Here is a 21201-nt window from a genome sequence, read left to right as displayed (position 1 = left end):
GCTAATGATCTAACAACATTTAGTTGTCTCCAATAAGGAGGCAACTAAATGTATTAATCATTTTATATAAACAAAGTATTGATTATTAATTTTATATATAGGATATAAAATACATATGCATAGCTGTAATCATTTAGAGTTTTTAGATACTGATAATGAACGGTCATTGATTGATTTATTAAAGCAACTGGACCATAAAAAGATTTCTCGCCAAGAAAAAGAAAAAATAAACTATATAATAGGGATTGCTCATCAACAGTTAGTAGATGGAGCTAACTTATCAAAGAACGATTTTATAAGTTATTTACACGCATTAGTGATGTGGCATAAAACATCATTGACTACACTAGCTAATAAAACCTCTGCTTCAGTAGTAGATAATGATAATAACTCATCTATTTATAAAGCATTACTAGTTAATGCCTCAACAGTAACACCACAGAGCATCAGATGGATATGGCCTAACTATTTAGCCAGAGGCAAATTGCATATTTTAAGCGGCCAAGCAGGAACAGGTAAAACTACCTTGGCTTTAGCTATTGCAGCAACCATTAGTAACGCAGGGGAATTTCCTGATGGATTTTGTTGTAAGCAGTCAGGTCAAGTGCTTATCTGGTCAGCTGAGGATGATTTAAATGATACATTATTACCTAGACTTCTTGCTTTACAGGCTAATATAAACACTATCTATATTATCCAAGGCAGAAAAAATCAATTAACGGGGCAAATAGAACCTTTTGATCCTGCTACAGATATTCATTTATTAATAGACACAGTAAAAGATATAGGTTTTGTTGATTTGATGATTATTGACCCTATTGTATCTATGGTTAAAGGCGATATGCATAAATCAACGGATGTTAGAAGCTCATTACAACCATTGGTAGACTTTGCTAATAGGATTGATTGTGCCATCTTAGGGATTACGCATTTTTCTAAAGGAACACAACACAGCTCACCCTTAGAACGCGTCACAGGCTCTTTAGCGTTTGGAGCATTACCTAGAATAGTCTGGGTGACGGCTAAAGACCATGATGAAAATAAACATCTATTAGCTATCGCTAAATCAAATATTGGGCAAGATAATATAGGGATTTATTACCACCTTAAACAAGTAGATTTACCAGAAGGCTTTAGTGCTAGCTGTGTTAATTGGGGAGACCCTGTCAATAAACAAGCATTACGACAATTAAGCCAACTGGAACAAAAAACAGACCAAAGAACACATACTGAACCAGTCACTACATTACAAAGCATTTTACAACGAGATAAACTACCTAGTAATAAAATAAAACAACTAATGAAAGACAATGGCTTTACTGAAAAACAAATTAGAACCGCTAGAGAAAAACTCAATATACAAATTATTCAAGAAGGTTTTGGTCAAGATATTAAAACTTTTTGGCAATTGCCCCATATTTGCCCTGATTAGTCATATATGCCTATAAATACTATGGGCATATATGGGGAGTAGAGGCAAATATGATAATATAAGCCCTTTATTTATTAATGTTTTACCAACATTGCTTTAATATTATGAACAGTAAGTATCTATATTAGCTAACGCTTAGTTAAAATATTAAGGTCTATAAAGTAAAGGAAATACCATGTTTAATGAAGATACTCGTGTAAAAATTCCTGTAATCCTACATTTAATGCGTTTAGGGTATGAGTATTTATCGCTTAAAAAATGCCAATGGGATATGGGTACTAATATTTTCCCTGAGCTATTTTGTAAAGCTATTGCTAAAATTAATCCTAACTTAGAGCAAGATGATATTGGCCGATTATTAGAAGAAGTTAAATTAACCTTAGATAATGAAGATTTAGGTAAAGCGTTCTACGAAAAACTAACAGATCGTTCAGGTATTAAGCTAATAGATTTTGAAAACTTTAAAAACAATAGCTTTCATGTAGTAACAGAGCTTACTTATCAAAATGGTGATGAAGAGTTTCGGCCTGATATTACCTTGTTAATTAATGGTATGCCTTTGGTGTTTATTGAGGTTAAAAAGCCTAATAATCCAGAGGGTATATTAGCTGAGCGGGAACGTATTAGTAGGCGCTTTCAAAACAAAAAGTTTAAACGCTTTGTTAATATCACTCAGTTTATGATCTTTTCCAACAATATGGAATATGATGATGAGGCGATACAACCTCTACAAGGTGCCTTTTATGCGAGTGCGTCTTATCGCACGCCTATTTTTAATTATTTCAGGGAAGAGCAGTTATTAGCATTACCAGAGCTTTCTAAACCATTAGCTGAAGAAAAAGAATTAGAGGTTTTAAAAGATACTAATAAAGAAATTATTCGTAATAATGAAGAGTTTAAACTTAATAAGGGTGAGCATAGACCTACAAACCGTATTTGCACCTCATTATTAAGCAAAGATAGGCTATCCTTTATATTAAGGTATGCCTTAGCCTATGTGGCAGAAACACAGGGTATAGAAAAACATATTATGCGCTACCCTCAGCTCTTTGCTACCAAAGCTATAGAAAGTAAACTTAATGAGGGAACTAAAAAAGGAATTATCTGGCATACTCAAGGCAGTGGTAAAACAGCATTGGCTTACTACAATGTCAAGTTTTTAACCGATTATTTTCAACGTCAACACGTTATTCCTAAATTCTATTTTATTGTGGATCGGATTGATTTATTGATCCAAGCACAACGGGAATTTACTAGTCGTGGCTTAACGGTTTATACCATAGACTCGCGTGAAGCCTTTAGCCAAGATATTAAAGCCACTAAGGTTATTCATAATAACAGTGGTAAGCCCGAAATTACTGTAGTCAATATTCAAAAATTTAAAGATGATCCCGATGTTATTTCAACTAAGGACTACGATGTTAATATCCAAAGGGTTTATTTTTTAGATGAAGTGCACCGTAGCTATAATCCTAAAGGCAGTTTTTTAGCTAACTTAGATCAGTCTGATCGTAATGCTATTAAAATAGGTTTAACAGGTACACCATTACTTGGGGAAAGTTATAACTCTCGTAGTTTATTTGGCGGATATATTCATAAATATTACTATAACTCTTCTATTGCAGACGGCTACACTTTACGACTAATTCGTGAAGAAATAGCGACTAACTATAAAATGGCCTTACAAAAAGCCTTAGAAGAAGTAGAAATTCAACAAGGGGATGTGGATAGAAAAATAATCTATGCCCATCCTAATTTTGTTGAACCTATGTTGGATTACATTATTACTGACTTTGAAAAAAGCAGAGGGGCTTTAGGCGAGTCTAGCATCGGTGCAATGGTGATTTGTGATAGTGCTGATCAAGCTAAAAAAATGTTTGAGATATTTAATAGTCGTTATCCACAAAATAGTCAGTTAATAAATCAAGTAGCAGCTAACGAAAGTAATGCTGCTCTATTAAAGGTAGCTGAAGAAACAGCTTTTTACTCAGCAAAACGTAAGCAAGATAATAAGATTAAAACAGCTGCGCTTATTCTGCATGATATAGGTACTAAAGAAGAACGCAAAGATTGGGTTGAAGCTTTTAAAGCAGGTAAGATAGATCTACTATTTGTCTTTAATATGCTATTAACAGGCTTTGATGCAAGACGTTTAAAGAAACTCTACTTAGGGCGTATTATCCGCTCTCATAATCTACTACAAGCCCTAACACGTGTTAATAGACCCTATAAAGAGTTTCGTTATGGCTATGTGGTGGATTTTGCTGATATACGTAAAGAGTTTGATAAAACTAATAAAGCTTATTTTAAAGAACTACAAGAAGAGCTTGGGGATGAAATAGACAGCTATTCCCATCTATTTAAATCACAAGAAGAAATTACCGCAGAAATCGAGCATATTAAAGATGTACTCTTTAAGTTCAATATCGAAAATGCCGAAGTTTTTTCTCAGCAAATTAATGAGATACAAGATCGTCAAACAATATTAGCGCTAAAAAAAGCATTAGCAGATGCTAAGAGCTTATATAACCTTATTAGGCTACAGGGCGAATATAGCTTTTTGGATCAGCTTGATTTTAATAAGCTTAATATACTTTACCGAGAAACAACGAATCATCTTAATTTGCTTAATTTAAAAGCTAATTTAGAACAAGGTACAGAAACCACTAATTTACTTAATATCGCCCTAGAAGATATTATCTTTAAATTTATTAAAATAGGTGAAGAAGAGCTACAATTAGCAGCTAATGAGTACCACAAAACATTAAGACGTACCAGAGAAGCTCTAGTAAGTAATTTTGACCAAGATGACCCTAAATTTATCACTCTTAAAGAAGAGTTGGAGCGGCTATTTAAGAAAAAGAATTTAAGTGCCATCACCCAAGATGAGATGAAAGCCAATACCGATACACTCAATAAAATTTATGAGCGTGTTAAAGAGCTAAATAGAAACAATAATCTACTTCGCCAAAAATACCTCGGTGATATAAAATATACCCGTGTCCATAAACGTCTACAAGAACATGGCCGTATTACCGAATCTGAACGTAAAATCTTTGAAGCCCTGATAGGGGTTAAACAAGATACCGATACGGAAGTGCTGCAAAACTTCCAAGTCTTAAATAATGAAAGTTATTTTAAACAAATGGTCATGCCAAAGGTAAGAAACCATTTTATCAAAGAACAATCCATTGAACTCAACCTGCAAGCATCTCATTACATTAATGATCTTGTTGTAAAAGAATACCTTAAAGAATTTAATAACGGAGCACAACAGTGGTAGTTGAACTAACCTTCCAACAAAAAACTAAAGAACTTATTGATGGTTTAAAAGGTATTTGTGCTAACTATGGCTTAGGCAATGATGGTAACGAATTTAAAATTATTACCCAAGCCTTTCTCTATAAGTTTCTAAACGATCAGTTTGCATTTGAAGTTAAAAAGAAAATCCCCTCTTTGGCAAATAACCCCAATTGGGAAGAGCCTCTTTATGAAATGACAGAGGAACAATACGGTGGACTATTGCTAGACCTCCCACAAGGCGTCGCTCGTTTAAAAACAGCCCATCTTATTGGTCAACTATTTAACCAACAAAACCAAGCAGATTTTGCTAAAACCTTTGACGATACCTTAATAGATATTGCCAGTAGTAATACAGAAGTATTCTCTGTTAAAACAGAAGGTGGTGCTAAAGTTATTTTATTTGACCGTATCAGTAACTTTATTGCAGATGACAGCAAAAAAGATGACTTCTGCCGAGCTATTATTAACAAACTAGTCACTTTTAGTTTTGAACATATCTTCTCTAAAGGGTTTGACTTTTACGCTACTATTTTTGAATACCTTATTAAAGACTACAACAGCAATAGTGGCGGCAAATATGCCGAATATTATACACCCCATGCTGTAGCGCGTATTATGGCGGCAGTATTAGTGCCACAAGAGCAAAGAGGAAAAATTAATAATGTAAGTTGCTATGACCCTTCGGCGGGGTCAGGTACATTATTAATGAATGTAGCCCATGCCATAGGGGAAAATAGATGCAGTATCTACACCCAAGATATATCCCAAAAATCCTCCAACTTACTAAGGCTTAACCTAATTCTTAATAATCTAGTGCATTCTATTCCTTATGTAATACAAGGTAATACCATCTTGCACCCTTATCATAAAGAAGGTAAAGAGCTAAAACATTTCGACTATATCGTCTCTAATCCTCCCTTTAAATTGGATTTTAGTGACTATAGAAACGCTTTAGATACTAAAGACAATGATAAGCGGTTTTTTGCAGGTATTCCTAAAATCAAACCCAAAGACAAGGACAAAATGGAAATCTACCAATTGTTCTTACAACATATTATCTTCTCCTTAAAACCTACAGGTAAAGCAGCAGTAGTAGTGCCTACGGGGTTTATTACTGCACAGGCAGGTATAGATAAAAAAATCCGTCAACATTTGATAGATAATAAAATGCTAGCAGGCGTAGTTTCGATGCCTAGCAATATTTTTGCCACCACAGGGACTAATGTATCTATTGTCTTTATTGATGCTACCAATAAAGATAAAGTGGTATTAATAGATGCTTCTAACTTAGGTGAAAAGGTTAAAGATGGTAAAAATCAAAAAACCGTGCTTACCCAAGCAGAAGAACAACAAATTATAAATACTTTTAACCAAAAGGAAATTAAAGAAGATTTTTCAGTAGTAGTAAGTTATGAAGAAATTACCAATAAAAACTATTCACTAAGCGCAGGCCAATATTTTGATGTAAAGATTGAGTATGTAGATATTACCCCAGAAGAATTTGCTACAAAAATGCATGGTTATACTCAAAACTTAGAAGAATTGTTTAAACAATCCCATGAATTAGAAGAAGAAATTAAAAAGCAGTTGGCGGGGTTGAAGTATGAGTAATCTTTTAACACTAAAAGATATTTCTATATTAATTACTAAAGGGACAACACCAACTAGTATTGGTAGAAATTTTGTTTCTACAGGTATAAATTTTGTTAAATCGGAAAGTATTAAAGACTCCAAACATCTAGATTCATCACTTTTTATGAAAATTGATAGTGAGACAGATGATAAACTAAAGAGATCAAGACTTGAAAAAGATGATTTACTTTTTTCCATTGCTGGAGCTTATTTAGGTAAACTAGCAATTGTGCAAGATATTGACTTACCTGCGAATACAAATCAGGCTGTGGGCATTATTAGGCTTAATAAAAGAAAAGCCAATGTTGATTACATATATTATTTTTTTAGCCAGCCCAGTGTAAATAAATACATAAATAGCTTGTCTGCTCAATCATCTCAACCAAATATAAATTTAGAGTTATTAGGCCGACTTAGTTTTAAGTATATTGATTTAAAAGAACAAATAAAAATAGCAAATATTCTTTCAGTGATTGATAAAAAAATCGAACTAAATAAACGTATTAATACTGAACTGGAAGCTATGGCAAAAACTTTATATGACTACTGGTTTGTACAGTTTGATTTTCCCAACAAAGATGGTAAACCCTATAAAAGCACAGGTGGAAAAATGGTTTACAATGCAATCTTAAAGCGTGAAATACCTGAGGGGTGGAAAAATATACAGTTAGGAAATGTAGTTGCACGTATCGGAACAGGTCTTAATCCAAGAGATAATTTTAAGTTGGGAGAAGGTAAAAATTATTATATTACTATTAAGGATATTGAACAGAATAAGATCTTATTCTCTGATAAAGCAGATCGAATAAGTGATGAGGCTCTCGATATTATTAATCAACGATCAGACCTTAAAGAAGGTGATATTCTATTCACAAGCATACAACCTGTTGGTCTTACATATTTAATTCATAATAAACCAATTAATTGGAATATTAATGAATCTGTTTTTACTATTAGAGCAAATAGTTCATTAGTAACTAGTGAGTATTTATTTAAGCTTTTATCAAGCGAGCAAATGAAAGTTTTTACAAAAAACTCATCATCAGGTAGTGTTCATAAAGGGATCAGGCATGGGATATTAAAAACGTTTGTTTTTGCTTATCCAAGCTTGCCGCGTATAGAAAAATTTACTGCTGTCATTAAACCAATCTTACAAAAACAATATAATCTTGAAATAGAAAACCAACAACTTGCTACACTAAGAGACTGGCTACTTCCCATGCTAATGAATGGTCAAGTAACTGTTAAATAGCTAACCTAGCTTGCTATTAACTAAAACTAGGTTAGTAACTGAATTAAGGACGAGTATATTCTGCCTCTTGGGTTTCGTCATCCAAATCTACTCCTTCTTCTTGTAGATCTCCTTGGTAGGCTTTTTTACCCATTGCTTGTTCTATAAGCACTAATAGTTGTTTTTGTCTATCTTCCATAAAAGCAGTGAAGTTATCAGCTCTGAGTAACTCTGGATTAATACAATGGGATTTTAAATAACTATCTAAGGTAGCAGGCTGAATAGCAGGGGTTTTACTGTCTCCTGTTTCCAATTTATGTAAATAACTAGAGGGAGCAGAACCACCAATAATACGATTAGTTTTATAACTTAGTGGCGTTTTATTGATAATAGAATCGTAAATCTTAGAACTAATGCCTTGCTTCGCGCACCAATCTTTAGGAAAGATATGATGAATATCCACATATTCTCCAAAAAATACCGTATGGTCAAATGCTTGACCTGAACGAAAATCCTGTGCCCCTTGTTTCATTAATAATGCATTGACCCCTTTGTAGGCTGCAGATAAACGGGTTTTCATGGTTTTTAGCCTATCAGGTCTAAACAGCGTTTCGCTGACAGTTGAGGGCTCTATATCACCTTTTAACCAAGCAGGTACTTGCATAAAGTCTCTTGCATTGCGTGTATCCACTGCAGACCCGTAAAGCTCACCAAATACACCGTTCCAGTACCATTGAGTTAATTTTTGTCGATTAGCTTCATGTTCCCAAGCATCGCCTATATCAGCCAGTATAGCAGCTAGAGGAACTACTTGTGATTGATAAGGTAAATCAAATATTTGATAAATATGCAGCATATGCAAAAACTTAGCCGCTTTTTCAAAGCCTGCTTCAGCTTGTTTTTCATACTGCTTATAAGCTGCTAAGGGCAGATTTAATAAAGCATGTCGATTACCAGATACCGCAGGTAATTCTTTACCTTGTTTACCTGCTTGTTCTGCTTGACGTCTCCGTTCTCTTGTATAGAACAGTGAGATCACTTGTAAAAAGTCTGTATTGGAGACATTACTAATAATACCTTCCTTACGACCTGCTAATCGGTAGGCTTCTATAAAACGCTGTTGTCTACCTGGGTTTTTACCATCGCCATACCAATCTTTACGCAGTTCATGCCCATCTGCTGCATAAATAGCAGTAACTAATTCAAAGGCGTCTAGTGCCTTACCTTTGGTATTTACTTTTTCAAATACCACACAGACTGCTTCTTTACTCGTCTCTCTATCTAAAGCAATAACGGGGACTCGGTAGGCTTTAAAGTTCTCTAAAACTTCTCGTTTAAATTGCCTAAATAAATCTCTTTTAGGTTTGTTATCATCACCCGCCCAGTAGCTATCAAAACCGTCTTGCCATTCATCCCAATAAAATACATCCGTCATAGGAAAAATGAAGTTAGCATATTCTTTTTCAGGTGAAGAAATATCTAACTCTATCTCTCGTCCAAATTGACTGGTTAATTTTTTATCTTCAGGGATACTTAAAATAGCTTCTTCTCTATCTACAGTAGGATCTAATGCTTTTTCTATATCAATATAAAACCAACGCTTAACCTTTTTATTTTTAGGAGTTACTGTTTCAACAATTTGTTTGCGTAATGTTACTTGATACATGGAGGTAATACGTTGTTGACCATCCAATAATAATGATTGAGGTAACACCGATTTAGTAGCTTCTGGCACGCCCTCTATTATTCTAGGTTTAAATTCTACAGGGCCTCCTGTATAGAGCGTCATCAATGCACCAATAGGGAATGAACGGGATATAGAAGCAATAAGGCTCTTTATTCTATCTTCATCCCAAACCCAGCTTCTTTGAAAATCGGGTAACTGTAATTTTCCAGTATGGCATTCATTTAGTAATGTTGAGAGATCAACGGGATTGGTTTGAAAGGTAGCCCCTGCCATTGATTTAATCCTTTGATAAAATAAAAGTTAAATTATTACTTGTATAAGCAAATAAAACAATTTTATTTTTGCTTATCAATAATGAATAACCTTATTCACTAGTGGCTTCTTAAATTATATAACGTGTTGATCTATCATTTGATCTAACTTATCAGCCCATTCTTGCATCATATTTCTGCGTTGCTCTATGTATTGAGCATGGTTGTAAGTCGCTCTAATTTGGTCTTTATCTGAATGTGATAGCTGGGCTTCTATCCATTCTTTAGGATAACCTAGTTCATTAAGTGCTGTTGATAGTGTGGCTCTAATACCATGACCTGTTAGTTTGTCTTTATATCCCATACGTCTTAATCCTTGGTTTAGGGTGTTTTCACTAATAGGCTGGCTTGGATCTGAGCGATGACATAGTAAGTATTTTTGCCACGGGTAACTTAAACTAATTAGTTGTTCTACAATGGTTATCGCTTGTCTTGGTAATGGGATTATATAAGGTGGTATTTCATTGGTAGCTGTTCTTACCTTTTTTTGGAGTTGTTTAACCTGTTCAGCAGGGATTTTCCATAGTCCTTGTTGTAAATCAAATTGATCTTTATTGGCTTGCCTTAGTTCACCCGTACGCACTCCTGTGAGTAATAATAACTTTATTCCTAGTTGGGTTTGTAGTGCTCCTTGATAGTTATTGAGTGTTTTTATAAAGTCTGGTAGTTCATCCATTTTTAAATAGGGATTATGTTGGGTTGGTTTTTGTGGTAATGCCACAATGTCCATATCGGCTGCTGGATTATGATTAATAAGCCCCTCTACAATAGCATGACGAAACAGTTCATTGAGCCATCCTCTACATTTTTCAGCAATGGATAAAGCCCCTCTATTTTCAATTGAGCGAAGTACTTTAAGTATATCTACTCGTGTTATATTTTCTAATGGAAGTTTGCCTAAAGCAGGTAGCAAATCTTTTCGCATATAACGTTCTATTTGTACCAACGTACTCTGTCTTCCTCCTGTATATCCTGTAGCAAGTTTTCTTAGTTTGAATGTTTTCCAATGCTCTGCAAAAACAGCAAAGGTGACTTGTTGAGTATCAGAATCAACAGTTTGGACAATTTTTTTATGTTGACGTGGATCCATCCCTTTAGCAACTAATGTTCGTGCTTCATCTCTTAGTATTCTGGCATCTCTTAAGCCAAGTTCTGGATAAGTACCAAGGGAGATACGTACACCTTTTCCTTTTAATTGGTATCTAAAATGCCAACTCTTTGTGCTATTAGGTGCAATAAAGAGATAAAGCCCGTCAAAATCTTTTAGTGTGTATGATTTCTGTTTGGGTTTTGCTTGACGAACAACAGCATCTGTTAAGGCCATTAGATATCCTCCTTATTATCATGGTAAAAACTTAAAAATCCTTGATTTACAAGCCCATGACTGTAACGAAGATAACATAGATTTGATGTACAAACATAAAATTCTGATGTACAGGATAATGTACAAAAAAACCGTAGTTGGAGGTAGATTTGTGTAGATTTATAAGAAGTGAAATTAGCTATAAAAGCAATATATTTCAAGATGTTATAGCGATACTTGGCTATATATAAATTTAGAAATGGAGCGGAAAACGAGACTCGAACTCGCGACCCTAACCTTGGCAAGGTTATGCTCTACCAACTGAGCTATTTCCGCTTAAATTGGCGTCCCCTAGGGGACTCGAACCCCTGTTACCGCCGTGAAAGGGCGATGTCCTAACCACTAGACGAAGGGGACAATTACTACTTCGTCTATCAAAGAAGTGGCGCGCATTCTATTAAGATTTTAGAAGGCCGTCAAGTAAAAATTGAAAAAAAATTAAATTATTTTTAATTTTGTAGAATTTTAAATTATTTTTTAAAAGCGCTTGTTCTTATTATTTAAGTTTCGTAAGCTGTAATGTCCTTTTATTTATTAGTAGAAAATATGCAAGCTATGTCAAAGAATCAGTTTATTCCTGAGGTAAAAGCACTATTTGGGTTAACATTGCCTATTTTGATTGCCCAATTGGCTTATACATCAATGGGGTTTGTTGATGCGGTCATGGCTGGACATTTTAGTAAGCACGATTTAGCAGCCATTGCTTTGGGTAACTCTATATGGGTGCCTATTTATTTGTTGATGACAGGTGTTATTTTGGCAACCACACCTAAGGTTGCTAATCTATTTGGTGCACGTAATAACAAGGAAATAGGGCCATTAGTGAGGCAAGCGTTATGGATGGCAGCAATGGTGGTTGTGGTTGTTATTGCATTGCTTGTTAGTGCTCATCCTTTGTTACTTATTATGGGTGCGTCAGAGGACACAGCAGCACTTACTATGAAGTTTATTTATGGGATTGCGGGTGGTATGCCTGCTATTGCGTTTTATCAGGTATTTCGCTGTTTAAGTGATGGTATTAGTAGACCTAGGCCTAGCATGGTGTTAGGCATTATTGGGTTGATTTTAAATATTCCAGTTAATTATGTCTTAGTATTTGGTAAATTAGGTTTTCCAGCAATGGGTGGTGCTGGTTGTGGAATAGCTAGTGCTTCTGTAATGTGGTTTATGTTTTTTGGTTTTTTATGGTGGGTTTCTTATGGTCCTGCTTATAAAGAATGTGAAATTTTTAAACGTTTTGATATGCCTAATTGGAAAGCAGTGGGTGATTTGTTGCGAGTTGGAGTTCCTATTGGCATTGCTGTTTTCACAGAGGCCAGTATTTTTAGTATTATTGCGTTGTTGATTGCTAAATTAGGTGATGATATTGTTGCTGGGCATATGATAGCGCTGAATTTTTCATCATTAGTGTTTATGGTGCCTTTATCTATTTCGATTGCTATTACTGTTCGAGTTGGGCAGGCTGTGGGACGTAAAGAGCCTATGGCAGCTAAATTTTCAGCACATACAGGCATTTTAGTTGCTTTTTTACTTTCTGGTGTGTCAACTGTGTTGATGTGGATTTTTAAGGAGTATGTGGCAGGGTTTTATACAACTGACAAGGCTGTATTACTATTGGCTGGTCATTTGATTATTTTTGCAGCTATTTATCAGTTACCAGATGCTATTCAAGTGACTTGTGCAGGTGCCTTAAGAGGTTATCAGGATACTGGAATCATTATGTTGATTACGCTGATTTCCTATTGGGTTATTGCTATGCCTATAGGTTATACATTGGGGTTAACTAATTATTGGGGTGAGCCAAGTGGGCCAGCAGGATTTTGGATTAGTTTGATTATTGGGTTAACATTTGCTTCAGTAATGTTGGGTGCACGTTTTGTGTATCAAAGCCGTAATCAACTAAAAAAGTTGGCAGTCGCTAGTAGTTAACTGTTAGCTTTTTTACGTATCCAGTAGTAATAAGTGGTTTTATCGTTATTTTGTGCAATTAATTGGTGTTCTAAGAAATTGCAGAATTTAGGAATATCTCTTTGTGTTGATGGGTCTGTAGCAATTATTTTAAGTAGACCGCCAGCAGGTAGATCTCTAATTTTATTGTGTAATAGCATGATAGGTTCGGGGCAGAGTAACCCTGTAGCGTCTAATATGTCATCTGGTTGTAATATATCTTGAGTCATTTTGTAGCCCTAATTGAGTCGTTGTAAATGGCAGGTGATTTCTTCTCTATCATGATAAAGTTGTTTGCAGGTAATTTTAACTTTTATTTGATGGTTAATAAAATGATCATACATTTTTTCAATTAGTTTAACGACTTCTTGATAACGTTGCTTCATGGGCAATTTAAAATTAACAATGGCTTCTTTGCACCAACCTTCAGTTAACCATGTTTGTACCATTGCGGCTGTGCGCGCTGGTTTTTCAACAATATCACAAACCATCCAGTTTACGGGTTTGCGTGGTTGGTAAGTAAAGCCATCTGCACGAATATGTTCTACTTGGCCTGTTTCCATCAGTTGTTGTTGCATTGGGCCGTTATCAATGGCTGCTACATACATGTGTCTTTTTATCAGTTGCCATGTCCAACCACCTGGTGCTGCTCCTAGATCTACAGCTTTCATGGCAGGGGCTAATCTGCTATCCCATTCTTTGCTTGGAATAAATTGATGCCAAGCCTCTTCTAGTTTTAATGTGGATCGACTTGGTGCTTCACGTGGAAATTTTAAACGAGGGATACCCATAGGCCATTTGGCACTGTTATTAGGAAGGGCATATCCTACAAAGACTTTTTGTCCTGTAAAAAAGGTAAGCAGTAGTCTAGGCTTATTGGGATCGTCCTCTAATTTACCTGATTTTTTTAGGTGATTAATAAGTGGTTTTTCAAATTTACGACAGAAGTTAGATAATGCTTTTCCTTCGTTAGTATCAAGCATTTCCAACCAGACACTACCAAATGTTGGATAGTTTTCTAAGGTATTGAGTAGTGTACTAATTCGATCACTTTCTGGAAGTTCTATGTATTGCCCAATGGACCATTGTCTAGGAAAAATAAGATCATTAAATGGTAGTTTGTTGATAAGTTGTGTTGCTTGGGCTGGGTCTTGGCAGATAAATTCTGCATAAGCATTATTGGTTTTGCCTCGGGCATAGCCAATAATTCCAAGAGTATTGGCTTTATCGGTAATTTCTGCACAAACTTCACTTTCAAAGCCTGCACGGCAATGTAATAAAAGGGTATTGATCACTGTTTAAACTCTTTTATGATGTCGTTTTATATTTTAGCAGTTTTTTACTAAGAACTTGCAATAACATAGTTTACAGTTAACTTATACTGTTATTTATCTGTTTGTGAGTGGTTATAGAATAGTTTAAATAGCTCAGGAATAGCAGCACGCCAAGCACGTTGTTTAATACCAAAGGTATGAAGAATTTTTTTACAAGCAAGAACTGAGTATTGGGGTTCTACGGTGGCATCATTAAAGTCTGTGTGCGGTTTAGCTATGATGTTTTCTGTTAGGTTTTTATCATAGTTGCGTGCTTCAGCTAAGGCAACTTGTCCCCAAGCTAGTGATGAGGTTGCTTCCATTCCACCATAATGATAAGTCCCCCACAGTTCAAATTTACAATCAAGCTGTTGTAAAATGCCTAAAATAACACGAGCGGCATCATCAACAGGGGTTGGATTACCTCGTCGATCATCTGCTAGTTGTACTTCTGGAAGTGTTTCTGCACGTTTTATTAGTCTTCCCACTTTACCATCAGCACTATAATCTAGTAGCCAACCAAAACGAACAAGTACGTGTTTAGGGCATTCTTCTGCAACTATTTGTTCCATTTGCCACAGTGCTTGCCCTAATACTGAAATAGGTAGTGGTTCATCTTCTTCGTTGTAGGCTGTAATACGAGTACCACCAAAAACACGGTAACTTGAAGGTTGAAATAGAATAATAGACTGTTGATGACACAGTTTAGCAAGATGTTCTATGATGTTTATTTGTGAGCTAAGTTTTGCTGTATCTACTTCTCTTGTTTGGAACCAATCAAAATAATAGGCTAAATTAATGATACAATTAGGTTGCACTTCTTGTAGAAGTATAGCTAAGTTATCTGGGTTCCAGCCTTCTTTAGGTGGTTTAGGGGTATGAAATTCAACACCTTCTAACGCTCCCTGTTCTATTAGAGATTGTCCTAGTAAATTACCACCACCTAATAAAAGTAATCGCATCCGCATAGTAACTGTTTAATCTGTTAGCAGCCATTAATAAAATAATATAAACATTATGACATGTTACATTAGATTTTGTTAATGGCGATAGTAAAAATAAAATTTACTTTATTTTATAGTAATAAAGTTATTTTTTTAAAACTGTTTTGCCTGATGGCCTTTCTTTCATCCTTGTTAAATAGGGTATAAGATTTGTTGTATTATTAAATAGTTCAGTAGCTTTAGGGGTTTGTATTACATAGTCAAGTATGGGAGTAAGGATAGCATCCGCCATGCTGTAGGAAATACCACAGAAAAATGGCTTGTCGGCTAGGTGTTTATCTAAAAATATTAGAGTTTCTATTACTTTGGGTGTTATTTCTTTAATTATTTCCTCTCGAATACTCTTATTTGGCCCCTTAGGAAAAGCAAACTCTAGAACGTACTGACGAATGAGAATATTGTCAACATATAGGCTTAAGGCACCAGCCCACTCATCTACTAGGGCTATTGTTAAAGGATCTTTAGGGGTTAAATTATTTGGTGCAGAAATAATATCAAGGAAACGACAAATAGTAGTTGTCTCAAAAATAGCTGTATTATTGTAGATCAGCACAGGTACTTTTTTAAAAGGATGATATTGTTTTAATTCTTCGCTGCCTAAAGTAATATGTTTTCTATTAACTTCTAGGCCATAAGTGTAGTTAATACCTAACTCCTCACAATATAATCGAACAGCACGTAAGAAGCTACTAAATTCAGGGCCTAAGATATGTGGTGTTAGCATTTATATTTCTCTCTTGTTAATAATTGATTTCTTGCTATATTGGTTATATAGCAAGAAGTCTAAACAATTAGACATTAATAATATGTTTGATTTTTTCTACTAAGCGCTGTTGCTGAGCACATAGTTTACCTTTGACAGTAGCTTTTGCATCTTCTGCAAGCAGGCTAAAGAATTTTACATAAGTTTCTTTGTCTTTCGGTTTACTAAGTAGTTTAGGTAAGGTTTGTAATGATTTTTCTGGGTAGTAATAACAGAGTAATTCTTCTCTACCTCTAATTTGGCGAACATCATCTATTTCAAATGGACCAAGCAGGTGTAGATATTTTTGTACACTTTCTTTTTTAGTTTCTAAACAGTCAAGGGTAATATGTTCACCATCTTTTTCTAAAAGAAGTATGGTTCTTACTACTGCGGCGATTAGACCACCTTTATTGATGTCCAATAGTGCTTGTTGTACAACAGGTTGTTTGGTAGGGTTTTTAATCTTTTGAGGTTCTTTAGGCTCGATACTTTCAGTATCTTTTTGAATCAAATATATACCGAAAGGTGAGGTGTATATTGAAAAGAATAAAGACTCTGTGATGGTATCGCGAATATCTCGATAAAGATTTAAGTTAGTTTCAATTGTTTCTGATACAGCTTCTTCTAATATAGCAAAAGGATTATCAGAACGATCTGTGGGTTGTCTATTAGCTCTTACTTTAGCTGCAATAGGTTGCAGCATATTCATAAATGGATTAAAGCCACTGGAAACCGCCCATTTTTCTACCCGTGATGGATGCATTTCACGAATTAATTCTGCTGTATTCTCACTTGCATAAGCTTGAATAATTGGTTGTGCGAATAGTTCATAAGCTTTTTGATTGAATTCTGAAATAACTTCAACCGCTTTAAAGGGTTGTTCATCAGCACGTTCATATTTATTAAGTTGTTTAGCTAGATCTTCTAAGCGATACTCTACAAAGGATACATCATATTCAGGATCTTGGCCTTTTTTAATTGGTTTTTCAGTAATTTTCATACCATATAAACCAGGGTTTAGTGCTTCAATGTTATCAAGAACAGGAACGAGTTCTTTATATTCTTTACGAGCTACTTTACCAGAAACAAAAACACCTAAATGGCCGATACTTTCATGGAGTAAACCGACAATGACTTGACCTCGTGCTTTAATTTCATCAGTTGATGAGTAAATATCAGCTATCCAATTGAAAGCTTGTTGTGGTGGAGTAATGTTGTCACCTAGAGATGCAAAGATAACGATAGGGCAATGTACATTACGAATATCTAATGGCCTACCATCGTTAGCTCGAATCTTTCCTGTCCATAATTCATTACCAACAAATAAATTTTGAACAATCCAATCCATCTCTTTGCCATTCATGAGGGATAGTGATCCCCACCATTTTTCAAAATCTAAAAAGCGTGGTGGCTCAGTATCAATTTTATTGTATACCGCACGGTATTTAGTCCAAAGTGTATTAGCAGGATTTAGATTTTCAAAGTTTTGAACAAGATAAGCACCATCAAAATGACCATTGCCAAGATCAGATGCTAAGGAGGACATCCAGCTACCACCCATTAGTCCACCTGCATAACGCATAGGGTTGTTGCCTTTACCACTAGTCCAAGCACCTCCCCAATAGGATAGAGGTGAACCACTAAGCAATAATACTCCTACATCTTTAGGATTAGCTGCGGCAAGCATCATCACTGCCCAGCCACCTTGGCAGTTACCAATAATGATAGGTTTTGAACTTTCTGGGTGAAGTTCACACACTTTTTTGACAAAAATATCTTCTACATCAGTAACATCCAAAATTGTTTGGTTAGGTTCTGGAGTAGGGAAGAAAAGTACAAAATAAACAGGGTGTCCAGCTCTTAGTGCAACACCTACTTGAGAGTCATCTTTAAAACCACCTATACCTGGTACTTGACCTGCACGTGGATCAATAATGACATAAGGCCGTTTTTTATTATCTATAGTTACGCCTGTCGGTGGAAGAATACGTGCTAGTGCATAGTTAACAGGTTTAGCAAATTTACGAGCATCAAGTAGTATTTCATAATCAAAGTGGAGTAGTGGAGGGTTTCCTTCATCTTTTAATTTTAAGTAATCGTCACCACGTTGTCTTAATGTGTCCCAAAATAAAATACTACGTTCTGTAGAATCAATAACATAGTTTTGCCATGCTTGGCAAAGTTGCATTGGTTGATAAAAAAGACTGGTATTGATAACAGGTTGTATATTTCTTTCATAGGTTGATTGTACGCTACTAGAAAAAGCTTGTTCCGCGTCTGTAATGCGTTTTTGCAGTAAGGTAGTAATTTTGCCAGCAGCTACTTGGGAAATAGTAAAAGGTTTTGTACGCATATCGTTTTTCATTATTTAACTCCATGCTCTTTGAATTTGTTAGTAAGAGTGATTGTCGCAAAGATTTATTGTATATATGGACTACAAAAAGTATTAAAAAGTTACTTTTTAAATAACAGTTGATAATTATGATCATCACAATTTCTTTCATAGTGATGTTTATTGTTTTTATTATCAATTAAATAATTATAACTATTTGTGAGTAAATCAGTTGCTAGATGATATTAAGCAAAGATATATAAAGGGGCCTTTGAGCCCCTTAAAGCTAGTAAAGGTTAGATGGCAGGTTGTGCTGGCGTACAAGTCACTTCCCATATCAGTTTTGCATCTGGACCTTCTAATGGAATAAATTCTGCTTGAGGATCAGCATTTGCTTGTTCTAGCACTTTTCCCTGACCAAAAAAATTCTCGTGTAAGTATTGTTCGCCCATCTTTGCGGTTTTATCTTGGCAATTGATAGTGAATTTTGTGAGGTAAGATAATGGATAAGGATTAGTTAGTTTGGTTTTTGTAGGGTTAGCTTTTCTATCCTGCATGGATGGAATATTAACGGATATCGTAACTGTTTTAAGATTAGGATTTTCTTTATCAGTGGTAATGCTGTCTTTGTTGATAAAGATATGAGATTCTTTTTGTGTTTCTATCCAGTTCTCATTTTCTGCAAGTGCTAATGATGAAGCTGTGATCATTAGTAGTGTAATAAGTACCTTATTCATAAAATAGTATTTTCCTGATATTTTATTTAGGTGATTACTTTATTATAAGTTAACTGTTTTTAACAGTAGAAAACGTGACTAACAGCACAATTGACGATTTTACTAGAAAAATATGGGATTATAGATAATAAAAAGGCTTATTTTGAATAAGCCTTTTTATTCTTTACTATTTGGTTTTTACACCTGGTAGTACACAAAGCATTTCATAGAGTAAATTAGCACCTAGTAGGGCAGTATTACCTGTTGTGTCATAAGGAGGGGATACTTCTACTAAGTCTCCACCGATTAAATCAAGTCCTTTGCAACCACGAATAATTTCTAGTGCTTGAATAGTGGTTAAGCCTCCTACTTCTGGCGTTCCAGTGCCGGGAGCCCAAGCTGGATCTATGCCATCAATATCAAATGATAAATAAACAGGTCCTCCTTGTACTTGTTCTCTCACTTCTGCCATTAATGGTGCTAACGATTTGTGCCAACATTCTTCTGCTTGTACAACTCTGAATCCTTGTTTACGACTCCAGTCAAAATCATCTGCTTCATAGCCTTGAGCCCGTAAGCCTATTTGTACAACACGTTTACTATCTAATAAGCCTTCTTCTTGAGCGCGTCGGAAAGTAGTGCCATGAGCTATTTTTTCACCAAACATGTTGTCATTAACATCTGCGTGAGCATCGACATGGATTAAACCAACTTTGCCATGTTTTTTATGCATTGCCCTCAGAATAGGTAGTGTGAGTGTATGATCGCCACCTAATGTTAGGGGAATAATATTATGTTTTAGAACATTGTCGTAATGTTCTTCAATAATTTTAACAGCATCAAGTAGGTTAAATGTATTAATGGCTACATCACCAATATCAGCTATTGATAGTGAGTCAAAAGGAGCAGCGCCAGTTGCCATATTGTAAGGGCGAATCATAACTGACTGGCAACGGATCTCTCTAGGCCCAAATCTTGTGCCACTGCGTAATGATGTACCTATATCTAAAGGTATGCCAATAAAACCAACGTCTAAGCCCTTTAAATCTGTAATATGGGGAAGACGCATCATTGTTGCAATACCACCAAAACGTGGCATTTCATTACCACCTAAGGGTTGATGTAATGTTTTGTTCATCTATTAACCTCATCCGTTATTTTTATATTTGTTATATTGTGGGTAATTTTTATAATATAAAAAATGGTGTTTAGTAAATAAATAGTTCAGTAATTTATGAAGTTTATTGTATTATAGTTTTATTAAAACGAATATAAGAGTGATTGTTATGAAAGTACCTAGTTTGAAGTTATTGAATATATTTGTAACTGTTGTGCGTTGTCAAGGGTTTGCACCAGCCCAACAAGAGCTTAACTTGTCTACTTCAGCGATTAGTAATTATATGACACAGTTAGAAACAGAACTAGGTATGCTGTTGTGCCATCGTGGCCGTGGTGGTTTTAGATTAACCAGTAAAGGTGCTTTATTCTATCAAAAAGCGCTGCATTTATTGGGAGAAGTAGATAGTTTAGGGAATTACTTATCAAATTTAAAAGGGGAATTAATAGGTAGCCTTAGGATTGGTTTGTTGGATGCTATGGTAACTAATGCACAATTCCCACTACCAGATATAATTGCAGCATTTAATAAAGAATATGCTAATGTGCATCTTACCTTACAAATACAGCGTCCTTATGAAATGCAAATGGCTATTTTAGAAGGACAGTTAGATGTGGGGATAGGCGCTTTCCCAAATAAAATGAATGGTCTATGGTTTCAGCCGCTATATGAAGAGCAACAGCGTCTTTATTGTAGTGATTTGCATCCATTATATGTACAAGAAGAGATATCAAAAGAAACTATTGCTAATCAGCGTGTAGTAAATAGAAGCTATTGGAGTGATGCTGAGTTAGCTAGGCAGGGTTTTAAAAGCAGTGCTGCAACAATTGATAGTATGGAGCCTCAATTAATACTTATTTTGTCAGGTGCTTATATTGGTTATTTACCAGAGCATTATGCACAGTCATGGGTAGATAATAAAAGGCTTAGAATGTTAGATCCAGAATCTTATGGATATAAAGCGCCATTTTCATTAGTTGTTAAACGTAGTGGTTTGCATGAGCCGGTTATACGCGCTTTCCGTAAGTTATTGGCTGAACATTATGGAGCATCTTTAGAAGTTTAATA

General features: G+C 35.2%; 15 protein-coding genes and 2 tRNA genes. 6 read left to right on the top strand and 11 right to left on the bottom strand.

The window, feature by feature from the left end:
* Positions 1 to 115: 115 nt before the first annotated feature.
* The 4 genes from MTZ49_RS01830 (at position 116) to MTZ49_RS01815 (ending at position 7619) form a co-directional block, all read left to right on the top strand.
* Positions 116 to 1432, top strand: a complete 1317-nt coding sequence (locus MTZ49_RS01830; RefSeq protein WP_264746717.1) for an AAA family ATPase — start codon at positions 116 to 118, stop codon at positions 1430 to 1432.
* Between the two features lie 175 nt (positions 1433 to 1607).
* The gene (locus tag MTZ49_RS01825; protein WP_264746716.1) at positions 1608 to 4715 is read left to right on the top strand and encodes a type I restriction endonuclease subunit R; all 3108 of its coding nucleotides are present in this window, start codon (positions 1608 to 1610) and stop codon (positions 4713 to 4715) included.
* Positions 4709 to 6346 (top strand): class I SAM-dependent DNA methyltransferase, encoded by a 1638-nt coding sequence (locus tag MTZ49_RS01820; protein WP_264746715.1) that lies wholly within the window; start codon positions 4709 to 4711, stop codon positions 6344 to 6346. The genes MTZ49_RS01825 and MTZ49_RS01820 overlap by 7 nt, the downstream gene beginning before the upstream one ends.
* A complete protein-coding gene (locus MTZ49_RS01815) occupies positions 6339 to 7619 on the top strand; it encodes a restriction endonuclease subunit S (protein WP_264746714.1) in 1281 nt (426 codons plus the stop codon). Before MTZ49_RS01820 ends, MTZ49_RS01815 begins: the two co-directional genes overlap by 8 nt.
* Before the next feature lie 43 nt (positions 7620 to 7662).
* Here MTZ49_RS01815 and MTZ49_RS01810 read toward each other — a convergent pair whose 3' ends face one another.
* The 4 genes from MTZ49_RS01810 to MTZ49_RS01795 all read right to left on the bottom strand — a co-directional run bounded on the left by MTZ49_RS01810 (position 7663) and on the right by MTZ49_RS01795 (position 11316).
* Positions 7663 to 9558 (bottom strand): DUF262 domain-containing protein, encoded by a 1896-nt coding sequence (locus tag MTZ49_RS01810; protein ID WP_264746713.1) that lies wholly within the window; start codon positions 9556 to 9558, stop codon positions 7663 to 7665.
* A 114-nt stretch (positions 9559 to 9672) separates the two neighbouring features.
* A complete protein-coding gene (locus tag MTZ49_RS01805; RefSeq protein WP_264746712.1) occupies positions 9673 to 10920 on the bottom strand; it encodes a tyrosine-type recombinase/integrase in 1248 nt (415 codons plus the stop codon).
* A gap of 239 nt (positions 10921 to 11159) precedes the next feature.
* Positions 11160 to 11235 (bottom strand) — tRNA-Gly (locus MTZ49_RS01800).
* 6 nt (positions 11236 to 11241) lie between these two features.
* Positions 11242 to 11316: transfer RNA gene (locus tag MTZ49_RS01795), tRNA-Glu, on the bottom strand.
* Between the two features lie 189 nt (positions 11317 to 11505).
* Here MTZ49_RS01795 and MTZ49_RS01790 point away from each other — a divergent pair.
* Positions 11506 to 12888, top strand: coding sequence for an MATE family efflux transporter (locus MTZ49_RS01790; protein WP_264746711.1), 1383 nt, complete (start codon positions 11506 to 11508; stop codon positions 12886 to 12888).
* On the opposite strand, the gene tusA is transcribed toward MTZ49_RS01790, so the two are convergent.
* The 7 genes from tusA to speB form a co-directional block, all read right to left on the bottom strand.
* Complete coding sequence (tusA, locus tag MTZ49_RS01785; RefSeq protein ID WP_264746710.1) at positions 12885 to 13136, bottom strand: sulfurtransferase TusA; 252 nt, start codon at positions 13134 to 13136, stop codon at positions 12885 to 12887. The genes MTZ49_RS01790 and tusA overlap by 4 nt on opposite strands.
* Positions 13137 to 13145: 9 nt before the next feature.
* Positions 13146 to 14198, bottom strand: coding sequence for a 23S rRNA (cytidine(2498)-2'-O)-methyltransferase RlmM (gene rlmM, locus MTZ49_RS01780; protein WP_264747808.1), 1053 nt, complete (start codon positions 14196 to 14198; stop codon positions 13146 to 13148).
* Between the two features lie 92 nt (positions 14199 to 14290).
* Entirely contained in the window at positions 14291 to 15187 is an 897-nt protein-coding gene (locus tag MTZ49_RS01775; protein ID WP_264746709.1) for an NAD(P)-dependent oxidoreductase, read from the bottom strand.
* 121 nt (positions 15188 to 15308) lie between these two features.
* Positions 15309 to 15947, bottom strand: a complete 639-nt coding sequence (locus MTZ49_RS01770) for a glutathione S-transferase family protein (protein ID WP_264746708.1) — start codon at positions 15945 to 15947, stop codon at positions 15309 to 15311.
* A 67-nt stretch (positions 15948 to 16014) separates the two neighbouring features.
* A complete protein-coding gene (locus MTZ49_RS01765; RefSeq protein ID WP_264746707.1) occupies positions 16015 to 18333 on the bottom strand; it encodes a DUF3141 domain-containing protein in 2319 nt (772 codons plus the stop codon).
* A 263-nt stretch (positions 18334 to 18596) separates the two neighbouring features.
* Positions 18597 to 19037 (bottom strand): surface-adhesin E family protein, encoded by a 441-nt coding sequence (locus tag MTZ49_RS01760; RefSeq protein ID WP_264746706.1) that lies wholly within the window; start codon positions 19035 to 19037, stop codon positions 18597 to 18599.
* A gap of 166 nt (positions 19038 to 19203) precedes the next feature.
* Positions 19204 to 20154 (bottom strand): agmatinase, encoded by a 951-nt coding sequence (gene speB, locus MTZ49_RS01755; RefSeq protein ID WP_264746705.1) that lies wholly within the window; start codon positions 20152 to 20154, stop codon positions 19204 to 19206.
* 142 nt (positions 20155 to 20296) lie between these two features.
* Between speB and MTZ49_RS01750 the strand changes: the two genes are divergently transcribed.
* Positions 20297 to 21199, top strand: coding sequence for a LysR family transcriptional regulator (locus MTZ49_RS01750; RefSeq protein ID WP_264747807.1), 903 nt, complete (start codon positions 20297 to 20299; stop codon positions 21197 to 21199).
* Positions 21200 to 21201 lie beyond the last annotated feature (2 nt).

Origin of the sequence: Entomomonas sp. E2T0, from assembly GCF_025985425.1 — a bacterium.
Taxonomy (GTDB): Bacteria; Pseudomonadota; Gammaproteobacteria; order Pseudomonadales; family Pseudomonadaceae; genus Entomomonas.
This window is presented reverse-complemented; position numbering and strand designations above follow the sequence as displayed.